We start from the raw sequence: 17,207 nt of genomic DNA, 5'->3' as shown, positions 1-17,207 counted from the left end.
GTTCAGTCATCCCCGCCGTCGTCATCGTCATCGTCGTCGCCCTGGTCGTCGTCATCGTCGTCATCGCCGCCGCCACGAGGCGGTGGCGGCGGCTTGACCGGCTGGCCGCCGCCCTCGGTCGCCTTCGACCGGTTCGGGGTCGGGGAGGGGGATGGCGGCCGGGTGGCCGAGGGGGTGCCCGTCGGAGGGTCCGTGGAAGGTTGCGACGAGGGCTGTGGGGAGGCCGGCGAGGCGGGGGAGGTCCCGAGCGGCTCGTCGGAGACGACCACGGTGCCACCGAGGTCGGGCGGGTCGCTGCCCATCGCCCAGACGAGGCCCGCCATCGCGGCGACAGCGGCCATCGCCCCAACCAGTACTGCGATCAAAGCCATCCGGCGGGTCATGACCCCACGGTAGGTCGCCATACAGGAGAACTTCGTGAGACGACCATGAGAAGCCTCTCATCTACCTGCCCCCTCACCGATGCCCCCGACGACAAGGAAGGGAAATAAGCGACATTCGTTACTCGCCACACGGCGAGATCTCGATCAAGCTAGGATCATCGAGTTAGGTTAGGCTTACCTGATCTGAGGGGTGCTCTGCGTGCGGCTGTACCTGACCGCGCTCAAACCGACGGACTCGGTCGCGCACGGCTTCCTGCCCGCCGCGCGGGCCCTGGGGTTCGACGTGACCATTCTGACCGATCGGCCGGACGGATATCGGGACGGCGGGGCCGAGGTGCTGGCCTGCGACGTTCGCGATCCCCGCGCGGTGATCGACGTGATCGCGCACCACCACCGGCCCTACGCGATCTTCAGCAACTCCGACCACGTCCAGGCGGAGACCGCGCTGGCCGCCGACTACTTCGGCCTGCCGGGCAAGGACTGGCGGGCCTGCGCGGCGGCCAAGAACAAGGCGCTCACCCGGCGCCGGCTCGCCGAGGCCGGCGTGGAGCGGGTGTGGTCGGCGCGGCTGGCGCCGGGCGACCCGGTGCCGGACGAGGCGCCGCTGCCCGCGGTGGTCAAGCCGCGCGAGGGGGTGGCCAGCGAGGACGTCATCCTGGTGCGCGACACGGCCGAGTTGGTCACCGCCGTGCGGGACATCCGGGCACGGCGGCCGGGCGAGGCCCTGGTCGTCGAGGAGTACCTGCGCGGGCCGCTGCGCACACTGGAAACGCTCGGCGACAGCCGTACGACGCGGGTGCTCGGCGGGTTCGCGACCACGCTCGGGCCGCCGCCGCGGTTCGTGGAGGAGCGCCTGGACTGGGCGCCGCCGGACGCCGCCGAGCAGCAGCACGTGCTGCACGCGCTGGCCGCGCTGGGCGTCGGGTTCGGCGCGTGTCACACCGAGTACGTGCTGACCGGCGGCGGGCCGCGGATCGTCGAGGTCAACTACCGGGCGATCGGGGATCACTGCGACTTCCTGCTCGCGGATCTGCTCGGCGTGCCGCTGTTCGAGTGGATCCTGCGGGTGCACGCGGGCGAGCCGGTGCCGGTGCCGCCCGTGTCCGGGACGTTCGGCGCGGCGGTGAGCCTGACCGCGGGCCGGTCCGGGACGATCACGGCCGCGCCGCCCGAGCTGACCCCCGCGGACGGCGAGAAGGTACGGCTGTGGCACCGGCCGCTGCGCACCGTGGGCGAACACGTGGAGCACTCCGGCACCAACCGCGACTACCTCGGCATCATCCGCGCCATCGGCCCGGACCGCGACGACGTGAACGCCACCCTGGAGTCGTTCCGCGCCCGGCATCCCTGGGTGGTGGCATGAAGCCGCCCCCCGGGGAGGCGGCCGGACGCCCGCCGGGGACGCCCCCGTCGCGGAGGGCCGCGTGAGCGGCCGAAGGCCGGCGGGGCGGCACGCGGAGGGGCGCGGACGGGAGGGCTACCTCGCGGCGCGGGTGCTGAACGCCCTGCTCAGGGAGGACTACCGCGGGCTGAGCGGGCGGGTGCGGCGACGTAAGGACCGCGTGGTGCTGGAACTGCCCGGCGGGATCGACGTACGGCTCGCGCCGGCGGTGTCCGAGGAGCTGATGCCGGCGGCGCTCTTCCAGGACTTCGTCGTGGACCCGGCGGAGTCGCTCGCGCTGGACGACGTGCTGCGCGCGCTGGCCGAGTTCGCCGACCCGGCGGACGCGGCCGGGGTGACGGCGTTCGCGGCGGAATGCCACGCGGCCCTCCGCGCCCTCGACCTGCACGACGCCCACCGCGACGCCGTGCTGCCCCGGATCGGCCGCACCCCGGACGACCGCGACCCCATCGACTACGAGATCCTCGCCGCCTTCGCTGACCACCCCGTCTACCCCACCGCGCGGGCCCGGCACGGGCTGTCGGACGCGCAGCTCCTCGCCTACGCGCCGGAGTTCGCGCCCGGCTTCGAGCTGCGGTGGGCGGCGGTGCCCGCGGAGCGGGTGCACGGCGCGTCGCCGCCGTGGCGGCCGGGGTTCGTGCAGGTGGGGCTGGACGGGAGGCTCGCGGACTCGCACGTGCTGTTCCCCGTGCATCCGCTCAGCGTGCCGGAGGTGGCGGCGATCCCCGGGGTGACCGTGGGGCGGGAGCCGTACCTGGCGGTGCGGCCCACCCTGTCGATGCGGACCGTGCAGGTGCGCCGCGACACCCACCTCAAGCTGCCGCTGGCCACGAGCACGCTGGGGCTGCGCAACCGGCGGTCGATCAAGCCGGGCACGCTGACCGACGGCGCGCGGGCCGAGACGCTGCTGCGCGAGATCGCGGCGGGCTTCGGCGGGATCGTGCTCGCCGACGAGCAGACCTACGGGCACGCCGGTCACGAATACCTCGGCTGGATGGTCCGCAGGCTGCCCCGGGGACGGATCGTGCCGGTGGCGGCGCTGCTCGCCCCGGCCCCCGGCGGCCGGACGGTGATCGAGGAGCTCTCCGGCGGCGACGTCGCCGGCCTGCTCCAGGAGTACCTGACGCTGCTGCTGCGCTGGAACGTGACGCTGCTGGTGCGGTACGGCGTCGCGCTGGAGGCCCACCAGCAGAACCTGTCCCTGCTGTTCGACGGGGGGATGAAGCTGCTGGTCAAGGACAACGACGGGCTGCTCGTCCTGCCCGACCGGCTGCGCGCGGCGGGCCACGCCGTGCCGGAGTTCGCCGACCGGCGGCTGCTCACCCGCGACCCGCACGCGCTCGCCGACGTGTTCGTCACCATCACGCTGCACCTCGCGGCGGCGGCGGTGGCCTTCGGCGCGCTGCCCGCCGGGCAGGCCCGCCGGATGGTGGCCGGGACGCTGGCCGCGGCGCTGGACGAACACGGCGAGGACCCGATGGCCCGGCTGCTGCGCGCCCGCACCCTCGACGCCGCGCGGCTGGTCGGCAAGTCGATGATCATCGCCGGGACGCTGGTCGCCAAGTCGCGCACCGGGGCGGCCGACGTGAACAAGTACTACGGCACGAGCGGGCCCAACTACCTGCGCCGCGCCTTCCGCCCGACCCAGTGAAGGGAGCACCTCCATCCGTGGACAGCCTCGTGTCCGGTTCCCCCGTCACGCTCGCCGAAGAAGCCACCCTGGCCGCCCTGCTCCGCTGCTGCGCGCGTGAGCTGGCCGGGCCGGGCGCGCGCACGGAGGGGCCGTACCTGACGTTGCGCCTGGCCGGGACGCGGCTGCGGGTCCCCGCCGGCGGCGGGCTCGCGCTGCGGTTCACCGGTCCGGCCGAATGGCTGGACGGCGACGCGTGGCGGCCACTCGGCGTGGACCGGCTGGTCCGGCTGGTCGAGACGGAGCTGTCCACCCCGGACGGCGGCAACGAGGAGTTCGCCGGGCAGGTCGCCGCCAGCCAGGACGCGATCGCCGCCATGGCCAAGGCCCGCCTGGACGCCGAACCGCCGGCCGACCCGTGGCTCGCCTCGGAACAGGCGCTGCTCTTCGGCCACCCGTTCCACCCGGCGCCGAAGGCACGCGGCGGTGACGACTGGCTCGCCTACGCCCCGGAGGCGCACGCCGCGTTCCCGCTCAGGTTGCTGGCCGTACGGGACGACGTCGTGGTGTCGCGCGGCGAGACCGCCGTGCTCGACGGGCTCGGCGACGCCCCGCCCGGGTACACGCTGCTCCCCGCGCACCCGTGGCAGGTGGAGTTGCTCGGCGGCGCGCTGGCCGGGCCGCTCGGCGACGGGCGGCTGCTCGACCTCGGCGACGGGCGCGCCCCGGTGACGCCCACGTCGTCGGTGCGGACGGTGTTCGAACCGGAGTCGGGAACCTGCCTGAAGTTCAGCCTGAACGTCCGGATCACGAACTGCGTGCGGAAGAACGCGTGGTACGAACTGGAAGGCGCGGTGGCGCTCACCGCCCTGCTCGACCCGGTGTTCCGCGACCTGTCCGCCAGGTTTCCCGGTACCCGCTGGCTGCCGGAACCCGGTTACCGCTCGGCCGGGCTCGGCACCGCCCTGCTGGAAGGGCTGGGCGTGATCATCCGTACCGGGCCCCGGTCGGCGGTCTCCCCCGGCGTCACCCCGGTCCTCTCCGGGGCGCTCGCCGCCGGCCACCTCCCGCCCGCCTGCCGGGCGGACCCGGTGGCCTGGTGGACGGCCTACGTGCGGCGGGTCGCCCTCCCCGCGCTCGACGCCTACCTCACCCACGGCGTCGTCCTCGAACCCCACCTGCAGAACGTTCTCGTCGGCCTCGACGCGGACGGCCTCCCCGCCGAGGCCGTCTTCCGCGACCTGGAGGGCACCAAGCTGCTCCCCGGCCCGGAGAGCACCGCGCCCCCCGGCCCGGAGAGCACCGCGCCCCCCGGCCCGGAGAGCACCGCGCCCCCCGGCCCGGAGAACGCCAGGTTCCCGGGCCGCCCGCTGCCCGCCGCCCTGCCCGCCGAGGTGCGCGCGGCCCTCACCTACGACGCCGAGCGGGGCTGGAACCGCGTCGCCTACTGCCTCTTCGTCAACCACCTGGCCGAGATCGCCGCCACCGTCGCGCACGGCACCGGCCTGCTCCCGGAGCTGTGGGCGACGGCCGGGCGCGTCCTGACCGGCTACGCCGAAGGGCACGGCCGGGCGGGCAGGCTGCGCGACCTGCTCGGCGGCGCGCCCCTGCCCGCCAAGGCGAACCTCTCCGTACGCTGGGCCCGCTCCGCCGACCGGGCGGCGGGCTACGTGCCGATCGGCAACCCGTTGCGGCCTAGCGGAACATCGACGCGGTGAAGGGGGCGTAGAGCAGCGTCTCCAGCGGGCCGTCCGTGTTGAGCTGCTCGGTCCGCGTCTTGGCGTTGGCGACCTCGCCGATAAACCGTTCGGCGAGCCCGTGCGGCGAGTTGTGACCGGGGGACGGGGCGAACGGGTCGGACGCGCTGAACCCGGTGTTGAGCAGGATGGAGTTCAGGTAGGGGTCGTAGGTCGAGTCCTCGCCCTCCGTGTGGCTCCGCTTCTGGTAGAGAACGCTGACGTTGTGCTCCTTGGCCCAGGCGAGCGCCTCCCGCCCCTCGGGGGTCTCCTTCAGCACCGCCTCGGTCGCCTCCTGCATGAAAGGGTCGTTGTCCCCGGCGCCGATGTCCGCCGCGTGCACCACGCCGGGCGAGATGAGCACGGGCATTCCGACCATGTTGCGCGCGGCCCTGGACATGGTGCCGACGGCGAGGTCGCCGATGTGCTTCCGCACCAGTTCGAGCGCGGCGCGCAGGCCCTTGCGCGTGGCCAGGGTGCGCGCCTCGCGCACCAGGCTCATGGCGGCCGGGCCGGACATGAACGCCAGGATGAAGCTGACCAGCAACGACAGGCACGCGTACATGACGATGTACTTCCAGATGTTCCGCCACACCACCTCGATGAAGGTGGCGATGCCGGCCTGCGCGGTCCCGTTCCCGAGGGCCTGCAACTCCTTGCTGACGCCCTCGTTGCCCCAGGACTCGTCGAACGCGTCGACGTCCTGGCCGGTGTTGCCGGCCAGGCGCACGTGAGCCGCGGCGGGGTCCGCCAGCGCCGTGGTCTTCTGAACCCCGGCGGAGGCGTCCAGAAAGCCCCCCGCGCGGGCGAAACGCTGCCGGTCGTCCTCCTCCGACCCGGGCCAGGGGGCGTCCGGCTCGACCATCTTGTAGACCTCTTGCAACTGGGCAGGAAGTTCCAAGGTCAGATCTCCTCGATCGCCGTCTTCGTCGTGTTCATGGTGGAGACGTTGGCCTGCTCGGCGCGGTTGTGGTTCACGTCCATCAGGGCCGTTCCGCCGGCGACGTCCCGCAACTGCCGCAGGGCCGTGCCGAACGCCTGCTGCGCCGTCTGGACGAATTTCACGGCTTCCTTGTCCAGTTCGGTGCCGGGCCAGTCGGGGTGACCGGTCTGCTGTCCCGGAGCGGCGACCGCGGACAGCATGGCCCGCATGGTGCGTTCCAGCTCGTCCGCGGCACCGGACAGCCCGTCCGCGGCGACCAGGCGGCTGCCCGGGACGACGTTCAGGCCGTCCGATCCGCCCGGGGCGCTCACGGGTTCTGCCGCATCAGCCGGTCCAGCTTGCCGGACAGCTCGCCGGCGAGGGTGAGCATCTCGTTCAGGCCACGCTGGGCACTGGCCTCGACCTCTTTCAGGGTGACCTGAAGCTCGGGCGCGCTCTGCCGCATGACCTCCGGCATGGCTTCCTCGACCCGCTGATTCACCGCGGCCCTGGCCTGGCCGAACGCCTCCCTGACGGCTTCGGCGAGCTCGTGCGAGGAGAGGCGCATTGCCCTCGGCTCGATCACCAGCCCTGTCATGTCGCCGGTGCCGTCCACCTGTACCTTGACCCAGCCGTTCGCCGCCTCGCCCGTCTCCTGCATGGCGGCGAACTGTTCCAGCACATTCCCGTGATCCGCGGGTTCATCACTCATCTGGAGCCTCGCACCTAACTCCGCACCCGGTTGCGGCGATGTTGAAACAGGGCAATGATCCTGCCGGATTTTACTCAAGAGCTTCGCACCACCCTGCGAAGATCGTGAAGTTTACAGGAAGTTAATGGATCATTCCGACTTGTCCCCTTGGGGGGGCGCGAAGCCGCCGAGGACGGGAACCGACTCGATGAGGGCGACCAGGCCGGCCCCGTCCAGCAGGTCGACCGGGCGGACCGTCTGGTTGGCCCGGACGTAGTGGAAGGCCGCGCGCACCTGGTCCAGCGGCACCAGCGACAACTCCGACCAGGCGAGCCGGTAGGCGGCGAGCTGCACGGCCGCCGCGTCCGCCGCCTTGCCGCGCGGCGGCTCGCCGGTCTTCCAGTCGACCACCTCGAACCGCCCGTCGGGGGCGCGGAACACCGCGTCCATCCGGCCGCGCACCAGCCGGTCGCCGATCATCGTCTCGAACGGCACCTCCAGGTCCACCGGCTCCCGCCCGGCCCACTCGCTCTCCTCGAACCGGTCCTGGAGCTCCGACAGTTGCACGTCGGCATCGGCCAGGTCGTCGGAGGCGCCCGGCAGCTCGAAGTCGTCGATCAGCCGCTGCTGCCCCCAGCGCTCCTCCAGCCAGCGGTGGAACGCGGTGCCCCGGCGGGCCAGCGGCGCGGGCTTGGCCGGCACCGGACGCCGGATCCGCCTGGCCAGCTCCTTGGCGTCGGCCGCCAGGGTGACCAGCGAGGACACGGTGAGGTAACCGGGCAGCTCGACCAGCGTGCCGGGCCGCCGCCGATCCTGGTCGCGCTCCCGGAGCAGCAGCTCGATGTCCCGCTCCCAGGCCGCCATCCGCTCCCGGTCCCGCGCCCCCCGCCGATCGGCCGCCTCCCCACCGGAAACCACACGGTCCTCCACCCACCCGTCCTCCGCGCGCCCGGTCGGCGCGTGACCGGCCTCCACCTGCCCGTCTTCCGCACGCCCGGTCGGCGCGTGATCGGCCGACGCGTCGGTCGGTGTGGCGGGCTCGGCCTCGTCGTCGGGGAGAGGCTCGGCGAGGATGGCCTCGATCATGCGCGCGCCGTCCAGCACCGCCTCGTACGTGGGGCCCTCGGGGGTGACCGGCCAGGTGGCCTCGGCGGGCTCGGCGAGCAGCGGGTTGGTCTCGCCCTCCTCCCGCTCCCCCGTCCAGTGCGCCACCCGCCCGCAGGTGTCCCGGATCTCCAGCAGGAAGTCGGACGGCTCCAGCGGCTTGGCCGCCCCGCCCCACCGGTAACCGGAGGCGATCAGCAGGTAGTGCGCCCGGGTGACGGCGACATAGGCGAGGCGGCGCTCCTCCATCAGGTCGCGCTCGCGGCACTGCTCGTCGAAGTCGGCGAGCTCCTCCTTGGACAGCCCGGTGAGCCGGGGCAGGTCACGGGCGTCGCCGCGCAGCGGGTAGGGCAGCTTGCGCGGATTCTCGGTCCACCGGGGGGCGGTGACCGGTTTGGCGGGGAAGATGGTCCCGGTGGCCAGGGCGCCCGCCTTGGTACGCAGCTGCGACATGCCGGGCACCACCACGACCGGCCATTCCAGCCCCTTGGAGGCGTGGATCGTCATCAGCTTGACGCTGTTGCTCTCGCCGACCCGCCCGGCGTCGAGCCCCTTCTCCTCCTCGTCGGCCGCCTTGAGATAGGCGAGGAACGCGCCCAGCGTCGGATCCTCCGCGTCACCGGCGAACCTCGCGGCGGCGTCGAGGAACGCGTCCAGGTCGGCCCGCGCGGCGAACGCGCCGCCCGCGCCGGGCTGGGCGGCCACCTCCACGTCGAGGCCGCTCCGCCGCTCCACCTCGGTGATCAGGTCGGGCAGCGGCTGCCCGGCGTGCGCGCGCAGCACGCGCAGCTCCTGCGCCAGCGCGACCAGCCGGATCCGGGCGAGCGGGGAGAACGGCTCCAGCCACTCCGGCCTGTCGGGCAGCTCGTCCAGCGCGTCCACCAGGCTGCCCCGCTCCTCGGCCAGGTCCGAGACGACCTGGTCCAGCGGGTCCTCCTGCGCCCTGGACCCGCCGCGCGTCTCCCGGTTGAGCTCGCGTGCCAGGTCGCCGAGCACCTTCAGGTCGGCGGGACCGATCCGCCAGCGCGGCCCGCCGAGCAGCCGGACCAGCGCGTCACCCGCCGTGGGGTCGTAGAGCACCCGCAGGGTCGCCACGACGTCGGCCACCTCGGGCACGGTGAGCAGACCGCCGAGGCCCACCACCTCGACCGGCACGCCGCGCTCCTCCAGCGCCTTGCGCAGCGCGGGGAACTGCGACCGCTTGCGGGCCAGGATCGCGACATCCGCCGGTTGCAGCGACTGCGGCCCGCCCCACGCGCTGGGCTTGGCCCTGTCCCGCTCGCCCTCGCCCCACGGCAGCCCGTCCGGCGCGGTCTCCTCGCCCAGCAGGCGCACCACCTGCTCGGCCACCCAGTCGGCCTCGTGCTGCGCGGTCGGGTGGAAGGCGCACAGCACCCGGCCGCGGTCCACCCGGTTCTTGCCGGGCACCAGCACCGGCACCTCGCGCGCCTCCATCCGCAGCGGAAGCTGCACCCTGGCCGCGACGTCGAGCACCCGGTCGCCGTTGCGGAAGCTGACCGAGAGCTGCCGCACCGGGGCCGGCTCGCCCCCCGCCACGGGGAAGTCGCGGGGGAACCTGGTGAGGTTGCCCGCCGACGCGCCACGCCAGCCGTAGATCGACTGGCACGGGTCGCCCACGGCGGTCACCGGATGCCCCCCGGCGAAGAGGGAACGCAGCAGGACGAGCTGGGCGTGGCTGGTGTCCTGGTATTCGTCGAGCAGCACCACGGAGAACCGGCCGCGCTCGATCGCGCCCACCTCGGCGTGGTTGGCCGCGATCCGGGCGGCCAGCGCCATCTGGTCGCCGTAGTCGATGACCTCCCTGGACCGCTTCAGCCTGCCGTACGCCTCCACCAGGGGGAGCAGCTGCTCCCGGACGAGCTGGGTCGCGACCGGTTTGCGCTGGGCGAGCGTCGTGCGGCCCTTCAGCTCAGCGAGGCGGTCGGCGAGCCACGTGCCCGCGCGGCGCACGCCGGCGGCGTCCGCCAGGTGCTCCGACATCTCCCCGGCCAGCTCCAGCACGGCCCTGGTCACCGTCGCCGGCCCCCACTCGACCTGTTCCATCGGCCCGTCGTAGAGGCTGACGACCCTGCTCGCGAGCTGCCAGCTCACCGCCGGCGGCACCAGGCGCATGGTCGGCTCCAGCGCCTCGCGCAGGGCGTGGTCGGTGACCAGCCGCGCGGCGTACGCGTGGTAGGTGGAGACCGTGGGCTCCTCGTCGAGCTGCTCGGCGGGGACCAGCCCGGCCTCGGCCAGCCCGGCGAGACGCTTGCGGACCCGGGCGGCCAGCTCGGAGGCGGCCTTGCGGGTGAAGGTCAGGCCGAGCACCCGCTCCGGGCGCACCAGCCCGTTCGCCACCAGCCACACCACCCGCCCGGCCATCGTCTCGCTCTTGCCCGACCCCGCGCCGGCCATCACGACCACGGGTTCGAGCGGCGCCTCGATGACGGCGGCCTGCTCCGGCGTCGGCGGCAGGATCCCCAGCCGCTCGGCCAGCTCGACCGCGCCGAGCACTCCCGGCCGCGCCCCGTCCTCCCCGCTCAGCACACCTGCCCCCCGTCGTCGTTGACCGGGCAGTTGCCGCGGGCCGCGCAGGTGCGGCAGCCGTCGTTCACCGTGGCCTGGAAGAAGGGGCCGGACATGCCGAGCGCGACGGTGTCCACCATGTCACGCGCCCAGCCGGGTTTCTCGTCGTCGCCGAGCGGTCGCTGGGACTGCTCCTTGGCGTCCTTGCCCGCCGCCTTGCCCACCTGGACCAGCGCCGCGCCGCCCGGCTCGGCCAGCTCGTGGCGGCGGAACGCGCCGAGCAGCGCGGCGAGCTGGTAGACGCCGAGCTGAGGGTGCCGGTCGAGATCGGTGTCGGCGGGCTTGGCGGAGCCCGTCTTGATGTCGATGATCACGGCACGGCCCCGCTCGTCGCGCTCCACCCGGTCGACCCGCCCGGTGATCTGCACGCCTTCGCCGAGGGAGACGGTGAACGCCTCCTCCGTCGCGACCAGCTCCCGCCCGTTGCCCTCCTGCCAGCGGACGAACTTGCCCAGCATCTGCTCGGCGATCACCCGCTGCTTGCGGTTGTACCAGACGCCGCCGAAGTCGAGCTCGTGCCAGACGTCGTCGAGGCGCTTGGCGAGGGTCTCCTCGCCGGGCATGCCGGAGGCGGCGATCACGGCGAGGGCGTGGATGACGTTGCCGAGGCCCTGGGCGCCGCTGGTGGTGCCCGCCCCGACCGACGTCTCCAGCAGCCAGCGCAGGCCGCACTTGGTGAAGCTCTCCACGGCGGACGGGGAGACGCGCACGATGTCGTCGGGCCAGCCGAGCGGGCGGTCGTCGGAGATCGGGGTCAGGCCGTACCACTCGTCGGGGTGCGCGCCGGGCACACCGGCCTCGGCCAGCCGGGCGAGGTGCCGGGCGGCCCGCATCCGCATCGGCTCCGGGCGGCCCGCGTCGCACACCGCCTGGCGCAGGTCGGCGACGAGCGCGGACATGCTCAGCCAGCGCGCCCGATCCAGCGCCCCCGCCTCCTCGACCGCGCCGGGGAGCAGCTCGTTGAGGAACCGCGAGGGCCGCTCGTCGGTGTCCTCGCCGCCGACCGCGGTGACCACGAGCCGCCGCTTCGCCCTGGTCGCCGCCACATAGAACAGGCGGCGCTCCTCGGCGAGCAGCTTGGAGGTCAGCGCGGCCGCTGCGGCGTCCGCCGCCGCCAGCTCCGAGCCGCGGGTCAGCTCGACCATGTCCTCCACGCCGAGCATGGAGCCGCGCAGCCGCAGGTCGGGCCAGATGCCCTCCTGGACGCCCGCCACGACGACGACCTCCCACTCCAGGCCCTTGGCGCGATGGGCGGTCAGGATGCGCACGGCGTCGCCCTCGGGCGCGTGCTCGGCCAGGGTGTCGCCGGCGATCTCCTGGGAGGCCAGGTCTTCGAGGAACACCTCGGGGCCGGCCTTGGGCAGCCGGTCCACGAACCGGGCCGCGTGGTCGAACAGCGCCACCACCGCATCGAGGTCACGGTCGGCCTGGGCGCCCCTGGCCCCGCCGGACACGCTCGCCTCGCTCCACCGCTGGGCGAGCCCGCTGGCCTCCCACACCGCCCACAGCACGTCCTCCGCGCTGCCGCCAGCCGCGATCGCCTTCCGGGCCACGCCGAGCAGCCTGCCCAGCCGCCGGGCGGGCGCGGCGACATGCTCCGGCTCGACCCCGGCGAGTTCCCCCGGATTCCGCACCGCCGCGACCAGCAGCTCTCCCGCCCGCCGCCGCTCCCCGTCGCTCTCCTCCCCCACATCCGCCGCGCCCGCCCGCTCGCCGTCCTCTCCCCCGCCGCCCTCTCCCCCACGCGACGCCGCACCGGCCTCCGCACCGCCCCCCTCCGCGTACGACGCCGCCTCCTCGCCGGACGGCCCCCTCCCGTCCCGTCCCTCGTACGACGCCGAGCCGTCCCGTCCCTCGTACGACACCGCGCCGTCTTGTCCCTCATACGGCGCCGCGCCGCCCCCTTCCCGGTACGGCGGGGCGTCGCTCCCATCCCCTTCCCCGGACGGCGAGGCGGTGATGGGGAAGGCGGCGTTGTCCGCGATGCGGAGGGCGCGGCGGAGCCGGCGGACGCCGATCATGTCGGTGCCGCCGAGCGGGCCGGTCAGCAGCTCCTCGGTGACCGCCTCGTCCAGATCGGCCGGGTGCAGCGCCATCCTGAGCAGCGTGATGAACGGCCGCACGCCCGGCTCGGCCGCCAGCGGGACCTCGTCGCTCGCCACCATCACCGGCACGCCCGCCGTGGTCAGCGCCCTGCGCAGCAAAGGGAGCTGCCGGGCCGCCGAGCGGACCAGCACCGCCATCCGCGCCCAGGGCACCCCGTCGAGCAGGTGCGCCCTGCGCAGCGTGTCGGCCACCACCGCCGCCTCCTGGCTGGCGCTGTCGGCGAGGAGCACCCTGACCTCGCCGGGCGCCGCGTCGTCCAGGGCCAGGAGGTCCCGGTGCCCTCTGCCGCCGCCGTCGCCCGCGCTGGGCAGGGGGGCGGCGGGCAGCCGCTCGGTGATCCGGCGGGAGGCGGTGAGGACCTCGGGGGCCATCCGGCGGCAGACCTGGAGCGCGACCACCGGCGCCTCACGGCCGTCGCGGGTGCGGAAGCGCTCGGGGAAGCCGACGATGCCGCCGACGTCGGCGCCGCGGAAGCCGTAGATGGACTGGTCGGGGTCGCCCACCGCGATCAGGTCACGGCCGTCCCCGGCGAGCTGGCTCAGCAGGAACTCCTGGGCCGGATCGGTGTCCTGGTATTCGTCGACGAAGACGACGTCGTAGGCGGCCCGCTCACGGGCGCGCACCTCGCCGTCGGTGAGCAGGCCGGCGGCGGCGCGGATCAGCTCGGCGTAGTCGAGCGAGGGCACCGGATCGAGGTCGAAGCGATCCTGGTAACGGCGCAGGAAGCGGCCCGCCGCGGTCCAGTCGGGACGCCGGTGCAGCCGGCCCAGCTCGATCAGGCCCTCGTCGTCGAGACCGCGCTCGGCGGCCCTGGACAGGAAGTCGCGCAGCTCCTCGGCGAACCCGCGGGTCTTCAGCGCCTCGCGCAGGTCGGAGGGCCAGGCGACCGCGCCGTCCTCCAGCTCGCCGTGCAGCAGGCGGCGGACCTCGAGCAGTTGCTCCGGACCGGTGAGCAGCCGCGGCGGCGGGTCACCGGCCAGCACGGCCTCCCGGCGGAGCAGCGCGTTGGCGTAGCTGTGGAAGGTCAGGGCGAGCGGGGTGCGGGTGGTGCGGCGCATCCGGCCGGTGATGCGCTCGCGCAGCTCGCCCGCCGCCTTGCGGCTGAAGGTGAGCACGAGGACCCGCTCGGGATCCAGCCCGCGCCGGTCGACCCGGTCGACGACGCTCTCCACGATCGTGGTCGTCTTGCCCGTGCCGGGACCGGCCAGGACCAGCAACGGCCCGCTCTCATGCTCCACCACGGCACGCTGATGCTCGTCGAGCACGGGAGCCGCGATGGGCCCCGGTGTGCCACGACGCACCAATCGCCAGGTCTGACCACTCACAACTCAGCATTCCATCAGACCACAAGGGGAGATCGTGCCGAGTTGACCGGTGCTGTGGACGGCCAACAAGGCAGACATCGGTACCACGAGCGAAAACGTCACGCTATCGAGTCCCGGATCTCCCCACCCCCCGACACGCCGCACACTCCTCCATCGCCATCGCGGTGGTGGCCCGGATGCAGGACGACGACGCCATCACCGACACCGGGGACATCCGGCGCGACCTGACCGACTACATGGAGAAGATCGCCGCCGGGCTCAACCGGATGCGGTCGGCGGGCAGGCCGCCGGGCGAGGACGGCCCGTCGGCCGGCACCGTGGCCGAGCTGGTCGCCGCGGCGGCCCGGCACGACGACATCGGCGAGCTGGAGCGCCTGGTCCACGCCCGGCGTAACGCGCTCGCCCGCGCGCTGATCGACCGCGCCAGGGAGCGCGGCGACCTCCGCCCCGACCTCGACTCCGGCGTGCTCCTCGACCAGCTCGCCGGCGCCCTCTACCACCGCGTGCTGATCACCGGCCAACCGGTCGGCCGCGACTACGCCGAACGCCTCGTCGCCACCGCCCTCGACGGCGCGACCCCCTGACCACACCCGCACACCGAACCCGTCCGGTCCGCCCCCCGGCAGGCCCCGCCATACGGCAAACGGCCCCGCCGTACGCCCAGAAACCGCGCTGTACGACCGCCCCGGCGTACGACGTCACGGTGCGGAGACCATCACATAACGGAGGACACCATGTCATTGAGCATCCACACCCCGCCGCCGGCGGCCGTCATCCGCGCGGCGGACGCCGAGATCATAAGGGCGAGGCCACCCTCCAGGAGCTTCTCGACTCCCAGGACCTCTACGACAACCACTTCGTGCAGAGCCCCGCCTGGACCGAGGCACGCGGCTGACCGGCGGCCCAGGTGTGCCGCGCCACCGCACCGGAAAGGGCGCCGCGCCACGACACACCGGACGCCGGGGGCGTCACTCGGAGGCGGCGGTCAGCTCGGCGAGTTCGGCTGCGGTGAGGGTCAGGTCGAGCGCGGCCAGCAGCGGCTGGAGCTGCTCCAGGTTGCGGGCGCTGGCGATCGGGGCGACGACCTGCGGGCGGGAGTCGAGCCAGGCCAGCGCGACGGAGGCCGGCGCGACGCCGTGCGCCGCGGCGACCTGCTCCAGGGCGGCGAGCACCCGCGTGCCGCGCTCGGTTCCCAGGTACTGGCTCGCCCGGTCCGCGCGCGGGGAGTCGACCGTCGCGCCCGGCCGGTACTTGCCGGTCAGGAAGCCCATGGCGAGCGCGAAGTACGGCGCGACGCCGAGGTTCCACTTCGCGGCGACGTCCTGCAGCTCGCCCTCGTAGGTGTCCCGGGAGACCAGGTTGTAGTGCGGCTGGAGGGCGACATAACGGGCCTTGCCCTCGGCCTCGGAGAAGGCGAGCGAGGCTTCGAGGCGGGCCGGCGAGATGTTGGACGCGCCGATCTCGCGAACCTTGCCCGCCTGGACCAGCTCGTCCAGGGTGGTGATGATCTCGCCCACCTCGACCGACTCGTCGTCCATATGGGTGTAGAGCAGGTCGATGTGGTCGGTACGCAGGCGGCGCAGGGACTCGTCCGTGGCGGCCCGGATGGTCGCGGGGGCCAGCCCCTGGTGCACGGCGTTCCGCTGGTGGCCGACCTTGCTCGCGATGACCACGTCGTCCCGGTTGCCGCGGGACGCGACCCAGTCTCCGATGATCGTCTCCGACTGGCCGCCGGCGTACAGGTCGGCCGTGTCGACGAAGTTGCCGCCGCCGGCCAGGTAGGCGTCCAGGATCTGGACGGAGGTGTCGGCGTCGGCGGTCCAGCCGAAGACGTTGCCACCGAGCGAGAGACGGCTCACCTGGAGGGAGCCGAGGGGCGCAGTATTGCTCATGACCCATGCAACATGACGTGGCACTGCTTATTCCCCGCCACGCGCACCACCGGCCGACCGCGTCCCGACGGACCTCGCGGGCGGTTCAGGGGGTGGCGTCCCAGTGAGCCGCGCGGGCGGGTTCAGGAGGTGGCCTCCCAGTGGGCCGCGCGGGCGCGGGCGCGGTGGGCGCGGGTTTTGGCGATGGCGCCGCAGCCACGGCGGCCGGGGCCGTCCGCGGTCATGGCGCACCAGACGCGGCCGGCGTTGCGGGTGGTGTCGTAGAAGACCCAGCGGCAGTCCGGGCACGCCTTGAGGCGGTGCCACAGGCCGTCGCCGATCGCGCCGACGGCGTGCGCGAGCAGCACCCCGGCGGTGCCGGGCGTCGCGGGGCGGAGCCGTACGGGCGGCTCGGGCGGGGCCGCGCCCAGGGTGACGACGAGGGGGTGCCGGTCGAGGTGGGCGGCGAGCCCGGCCGGGTGCGTGCGGCCGAGCTGCTCGCGCAGGCCGGCGCGCAGCCGGCGCAGGTCGTCGACCGACTCCGGCGCGGGCGCGGGCAGGCCGGGCAGCGCCTCCTCCCAGCGGGCGGGGACCGCGGCGAGCGCGTCGAGGCGGTCCACCGGCACACGGGTGTCGTTGGGAATCTCCCAGGTGTTGAGGAACGCCCTGACCACTTCCAGGCCGCCGGGCGCCGTACCGTCACTGGACATGTTCACCAGCATAACCGTTGACCGGTTACAAGAAGCCTGGTTAACCTGCTAAGCGTTTAGCAAGTTAACAAAGGAGGATCGTCGTGACGAGTCGAGAGCGGCTGCCGTCCTGGTTCGGCGTGGACCCCGACCGCCTGGAGGCGGTGTCCGTGTCGCTCGGCGACGACGCCCTGACCGCCCGCGGCAGCAGCGTCACCGGCGACTACGTGCTGACCTACGAGCTGGAGACCGGACCGGGCTGGATCACCCGCCACCTCGCGGTGCGCGCGACCGGCGCGGGCTGGTGGCGCTCCCTGCTGCTGCGCCGCGACCCCGGCGGCTCCTGGTACGGCAAGGCCGACGGGCAAGGGGTGGACATCCCCGGCGATCTGCACGATCCGGCCTGGCTGCGCGGCGCCACGGACTGCGACCTCGCCCTGTGCCCGCTCACCAACACCATGCCGGTGCTCCGGCACGGCCTGCTGGACGCGGCCCGGCGCGGCGAGCGGGCCACCGCCGCCATCACCGCCGCGTGGGTGTCGGTGCCCGGCCTGACCGTGCACGCGTCACCCCAGCGCTACACCGCCGGGACGGCGACCCCGGACGGCGGCGCGCTGATCGGCTTCGTCTCCGGCGACTTCACCGCAACCATCCGCTTCGACCGGGACGGCCTCGTCGCCGACTACCCCGGCATCGGCCACCGCACGACCGGCGGCCCCGCCCACCGGGAAACGGAACCGGCGGCCGGTCGGTGAGCCGGCC

General features: G+C 73.9%; 13 protein-coding genes. 5 read left to right on the top strand and 8 right to left on the bottom strand.

What is annotated here, in order from left to right; translation table 11 throughout:
- Positions 1–2: 2 nt before the first annotated feature.
- Positions 3–341 carry a hypothetical protein gene (locus QSK26_RS13365; protein WP_285775408.1) on the bottom strand — a complete coding sequence of 113 codons (339 nt, stop codon included), beginning with the start codon at positions 339–341 and terminating at the stop codon, positions 3–5.
- Between the two features lie 241 nt (positions 342–582).
- Between QSK26_RS13365 and QSK26_RS13360 the strand changes: the two genes are divergently transcribed.
- The 3 genes from QSK26_RS13360 to QSK26_RS13350 all read left to right on the top strand — a co-directional run bounded on the left by QSK26_RS13360 (position 583) and on the right by QSK26_RS13350 (position 5,133).
- On the top strand, positions 583–1,746 hold the full coding sequence (locus QSK26_RS13360) for an ATP-grasp domain-containing protein (RefSeq protein WP_285775407.1): 1,164 nt from the start codon (positions 583–585) through the stop codon (positions 1,744–1,746).
- A 61-nt stretch (positions 1,747–1,807) separates the two neighbouring features.
- The gene (locus QSK26_RS13355) at positions 1,808–3,436 is read left to right on the top strand and encodes an IucA/IucC family protein (protein ID WP_285775406.1); all 1,629 of its coding nucleotides are present in this window, start codon (positions 1,808–1,810) and stop codon (positions 3,434–3,436) included.
- 17 nt (positions 3,437–3,453) lie between these two features.
- Positions 3,454–5,133: an IucA/IucC family protein gene (locus QSK26_RS13350; RefSeq protein WP_285775405.1), complete on the top strand. Its 1,680-nt coding sequence runs from the start codon at positions 3,454–3,456 to the stop codon at positions 5,131–5,133.
- On the opposite strand, the gene QSK26_RS13345 is transcribed toward QSK26_RS13350, so the two are convergent.
- The 5 genes from QSK26_RS13345 to QSK26_RS13325 all read right to left on the bottom strand — a co-directional run bounded on the left by QSK26_RS13345 (position 5,111) and on the right by QSK26_RS13325 (position 13,825).
- Complete coding sequence (locus QSK26_RS13345) at positions 5,111–6,052, bottom strand: hypothetical protein (RefSeq protein ID WP_285775404.1); 942 nt, start codon at positions 6,050–6,052, stop codon at positions 5,111–5,113. The two genes, QSK26_RS13350 and QSK26_RS13345, sit on opposite strands and share 23 nt — an antisense overlap.
- 2 nt (positions 6,053–6,054) lie before the next feature.
- Positions 6,055–6,405, bottom strand: coding sequence for a hypothetical protein (locus QSK26_RS13340; protein WP_285775403.1), 351 nt, complete (start codon positions 6,403–6,405; stop codon positions 6,055–6,057).
- The gene (locus QSK26_RS13335) at positions 6,402–6,785 is read right to left on the bottom strand and encodes a YbaB/EbfC family nucleoid-associated protein (protein ID WP_285775402.1); all 384 of its coding nucleotides are present in this window, start codon (positions 6,783–6,785) and stop codon (positions 6,402–6,404) included. Before QSK26_RS13335 ends, QSK26_RS13340 begins: the two co-directional genes overlap by 4 nt.
- A 129-nt stretch (positions 6,786–6,914) precedes the next feature.
- Positions 6,915–10,382, bottom strand: coding sequence for an ATP-dependent helicase (locus tag QSK26_RS13330; RefSeq protein ID WP_285775488.1), 3,468 nt, complete (start codon positions 10,380–10,382; stop codon positions 6,915–6,917).
- A 26-nt stretch (positions 10,383–10,408) separates the two neighbouring features.
- The gene (locus QSK26_RS13325; RefSeq protein WP_285775401.1) at positions 10,409–13,825 is read right to left on the bottom strand and encodes an ATP-dependent helicase; all 3,417 of its coding nucleotides are present in this window, start codon (positions 13,823–13,825) and stop codon (positions 10,409–10,411) included.
- A gap of 236 nt (positions 13,826–14,061) precedes the next feature.
- On the opposite strand from QSK26_RS13325, the gene QSK26_RS13320 reads away from it, so the two are divergent.
- The gene (locus tag QSK26_RS13320) at positions 14,062–14,469 is read left to right on the top strand and encodes a TetR-like C-terminal domain-containing protein (protein WP_285775400.1); all 408 of its coding nucleotides are present in this window, start codon (positions 14,062–14,064) and stop codon (positions 14,467–14,469) included.
- A gap of 384 nt (positions 14,470–14,853) precedes the next feature.
- On the opposite strand, the gene QSK26_RS13315 is transcribed toward QSK26_RS13320, so the two are convergent.
- Positions 14,854–15,777: an aldo/keto reductase gene (locus QSK26_RS13315; RefSeq protein WP_285775399.1), complete on the bottom strand. Its 924-nt coding sequence runs from the start codon at positions 15,775–15,777 to the stop codon at positions 14,854–14,856.
- 122 nt (positions 15,778–15,899) lie between these two features.
- The gene (locus tag QSK26_RS13310; protein WP_285775398.1) at positions 15,900–16,466 is read right to left on the bottom strand and encodes a CGNR zinc finger domain-containing protein; all 567 of its coding nucleotides are present in this window, start codon (positions 16,464–16,466) and stop codon (positions 15,900–15,902) included.
- Positions 16,467–16,549: 83 nt separating this feature from the next.
- Between QSK26_RS13310 and QSK26_RS13305 the strand changes: the two genes are divergently transcribed.
- The gene (locus tag QSK26_RS13305; RefSeq protein ID WP_285775397.1) at positions 16,550–17,200 is read left to right on the top strand and encodes a putative glycolipid-binding domain-containing protein; all 651 of its coding nucleotides are present in this window, start codon (positions 16,550–16,552) and stop codon (positions 17,198–17,200) included.
- The last annotated feature ends 7 nt before the right edge of the window (positions 17,201–17,207 follow it).

Origin of the sequence: Microtetraspora sp. NBRC 13810, from assembly GCF_030268685.1 — a bacterium.
GTDB lineage: Bacteria > Actinomycetota > Actinomycetes > Streptosporangiales > Streptosporangiaceae > BSRQ01.
This window is presented reverse-complemented; position numbering and strand designations above follow the sequence as displayed.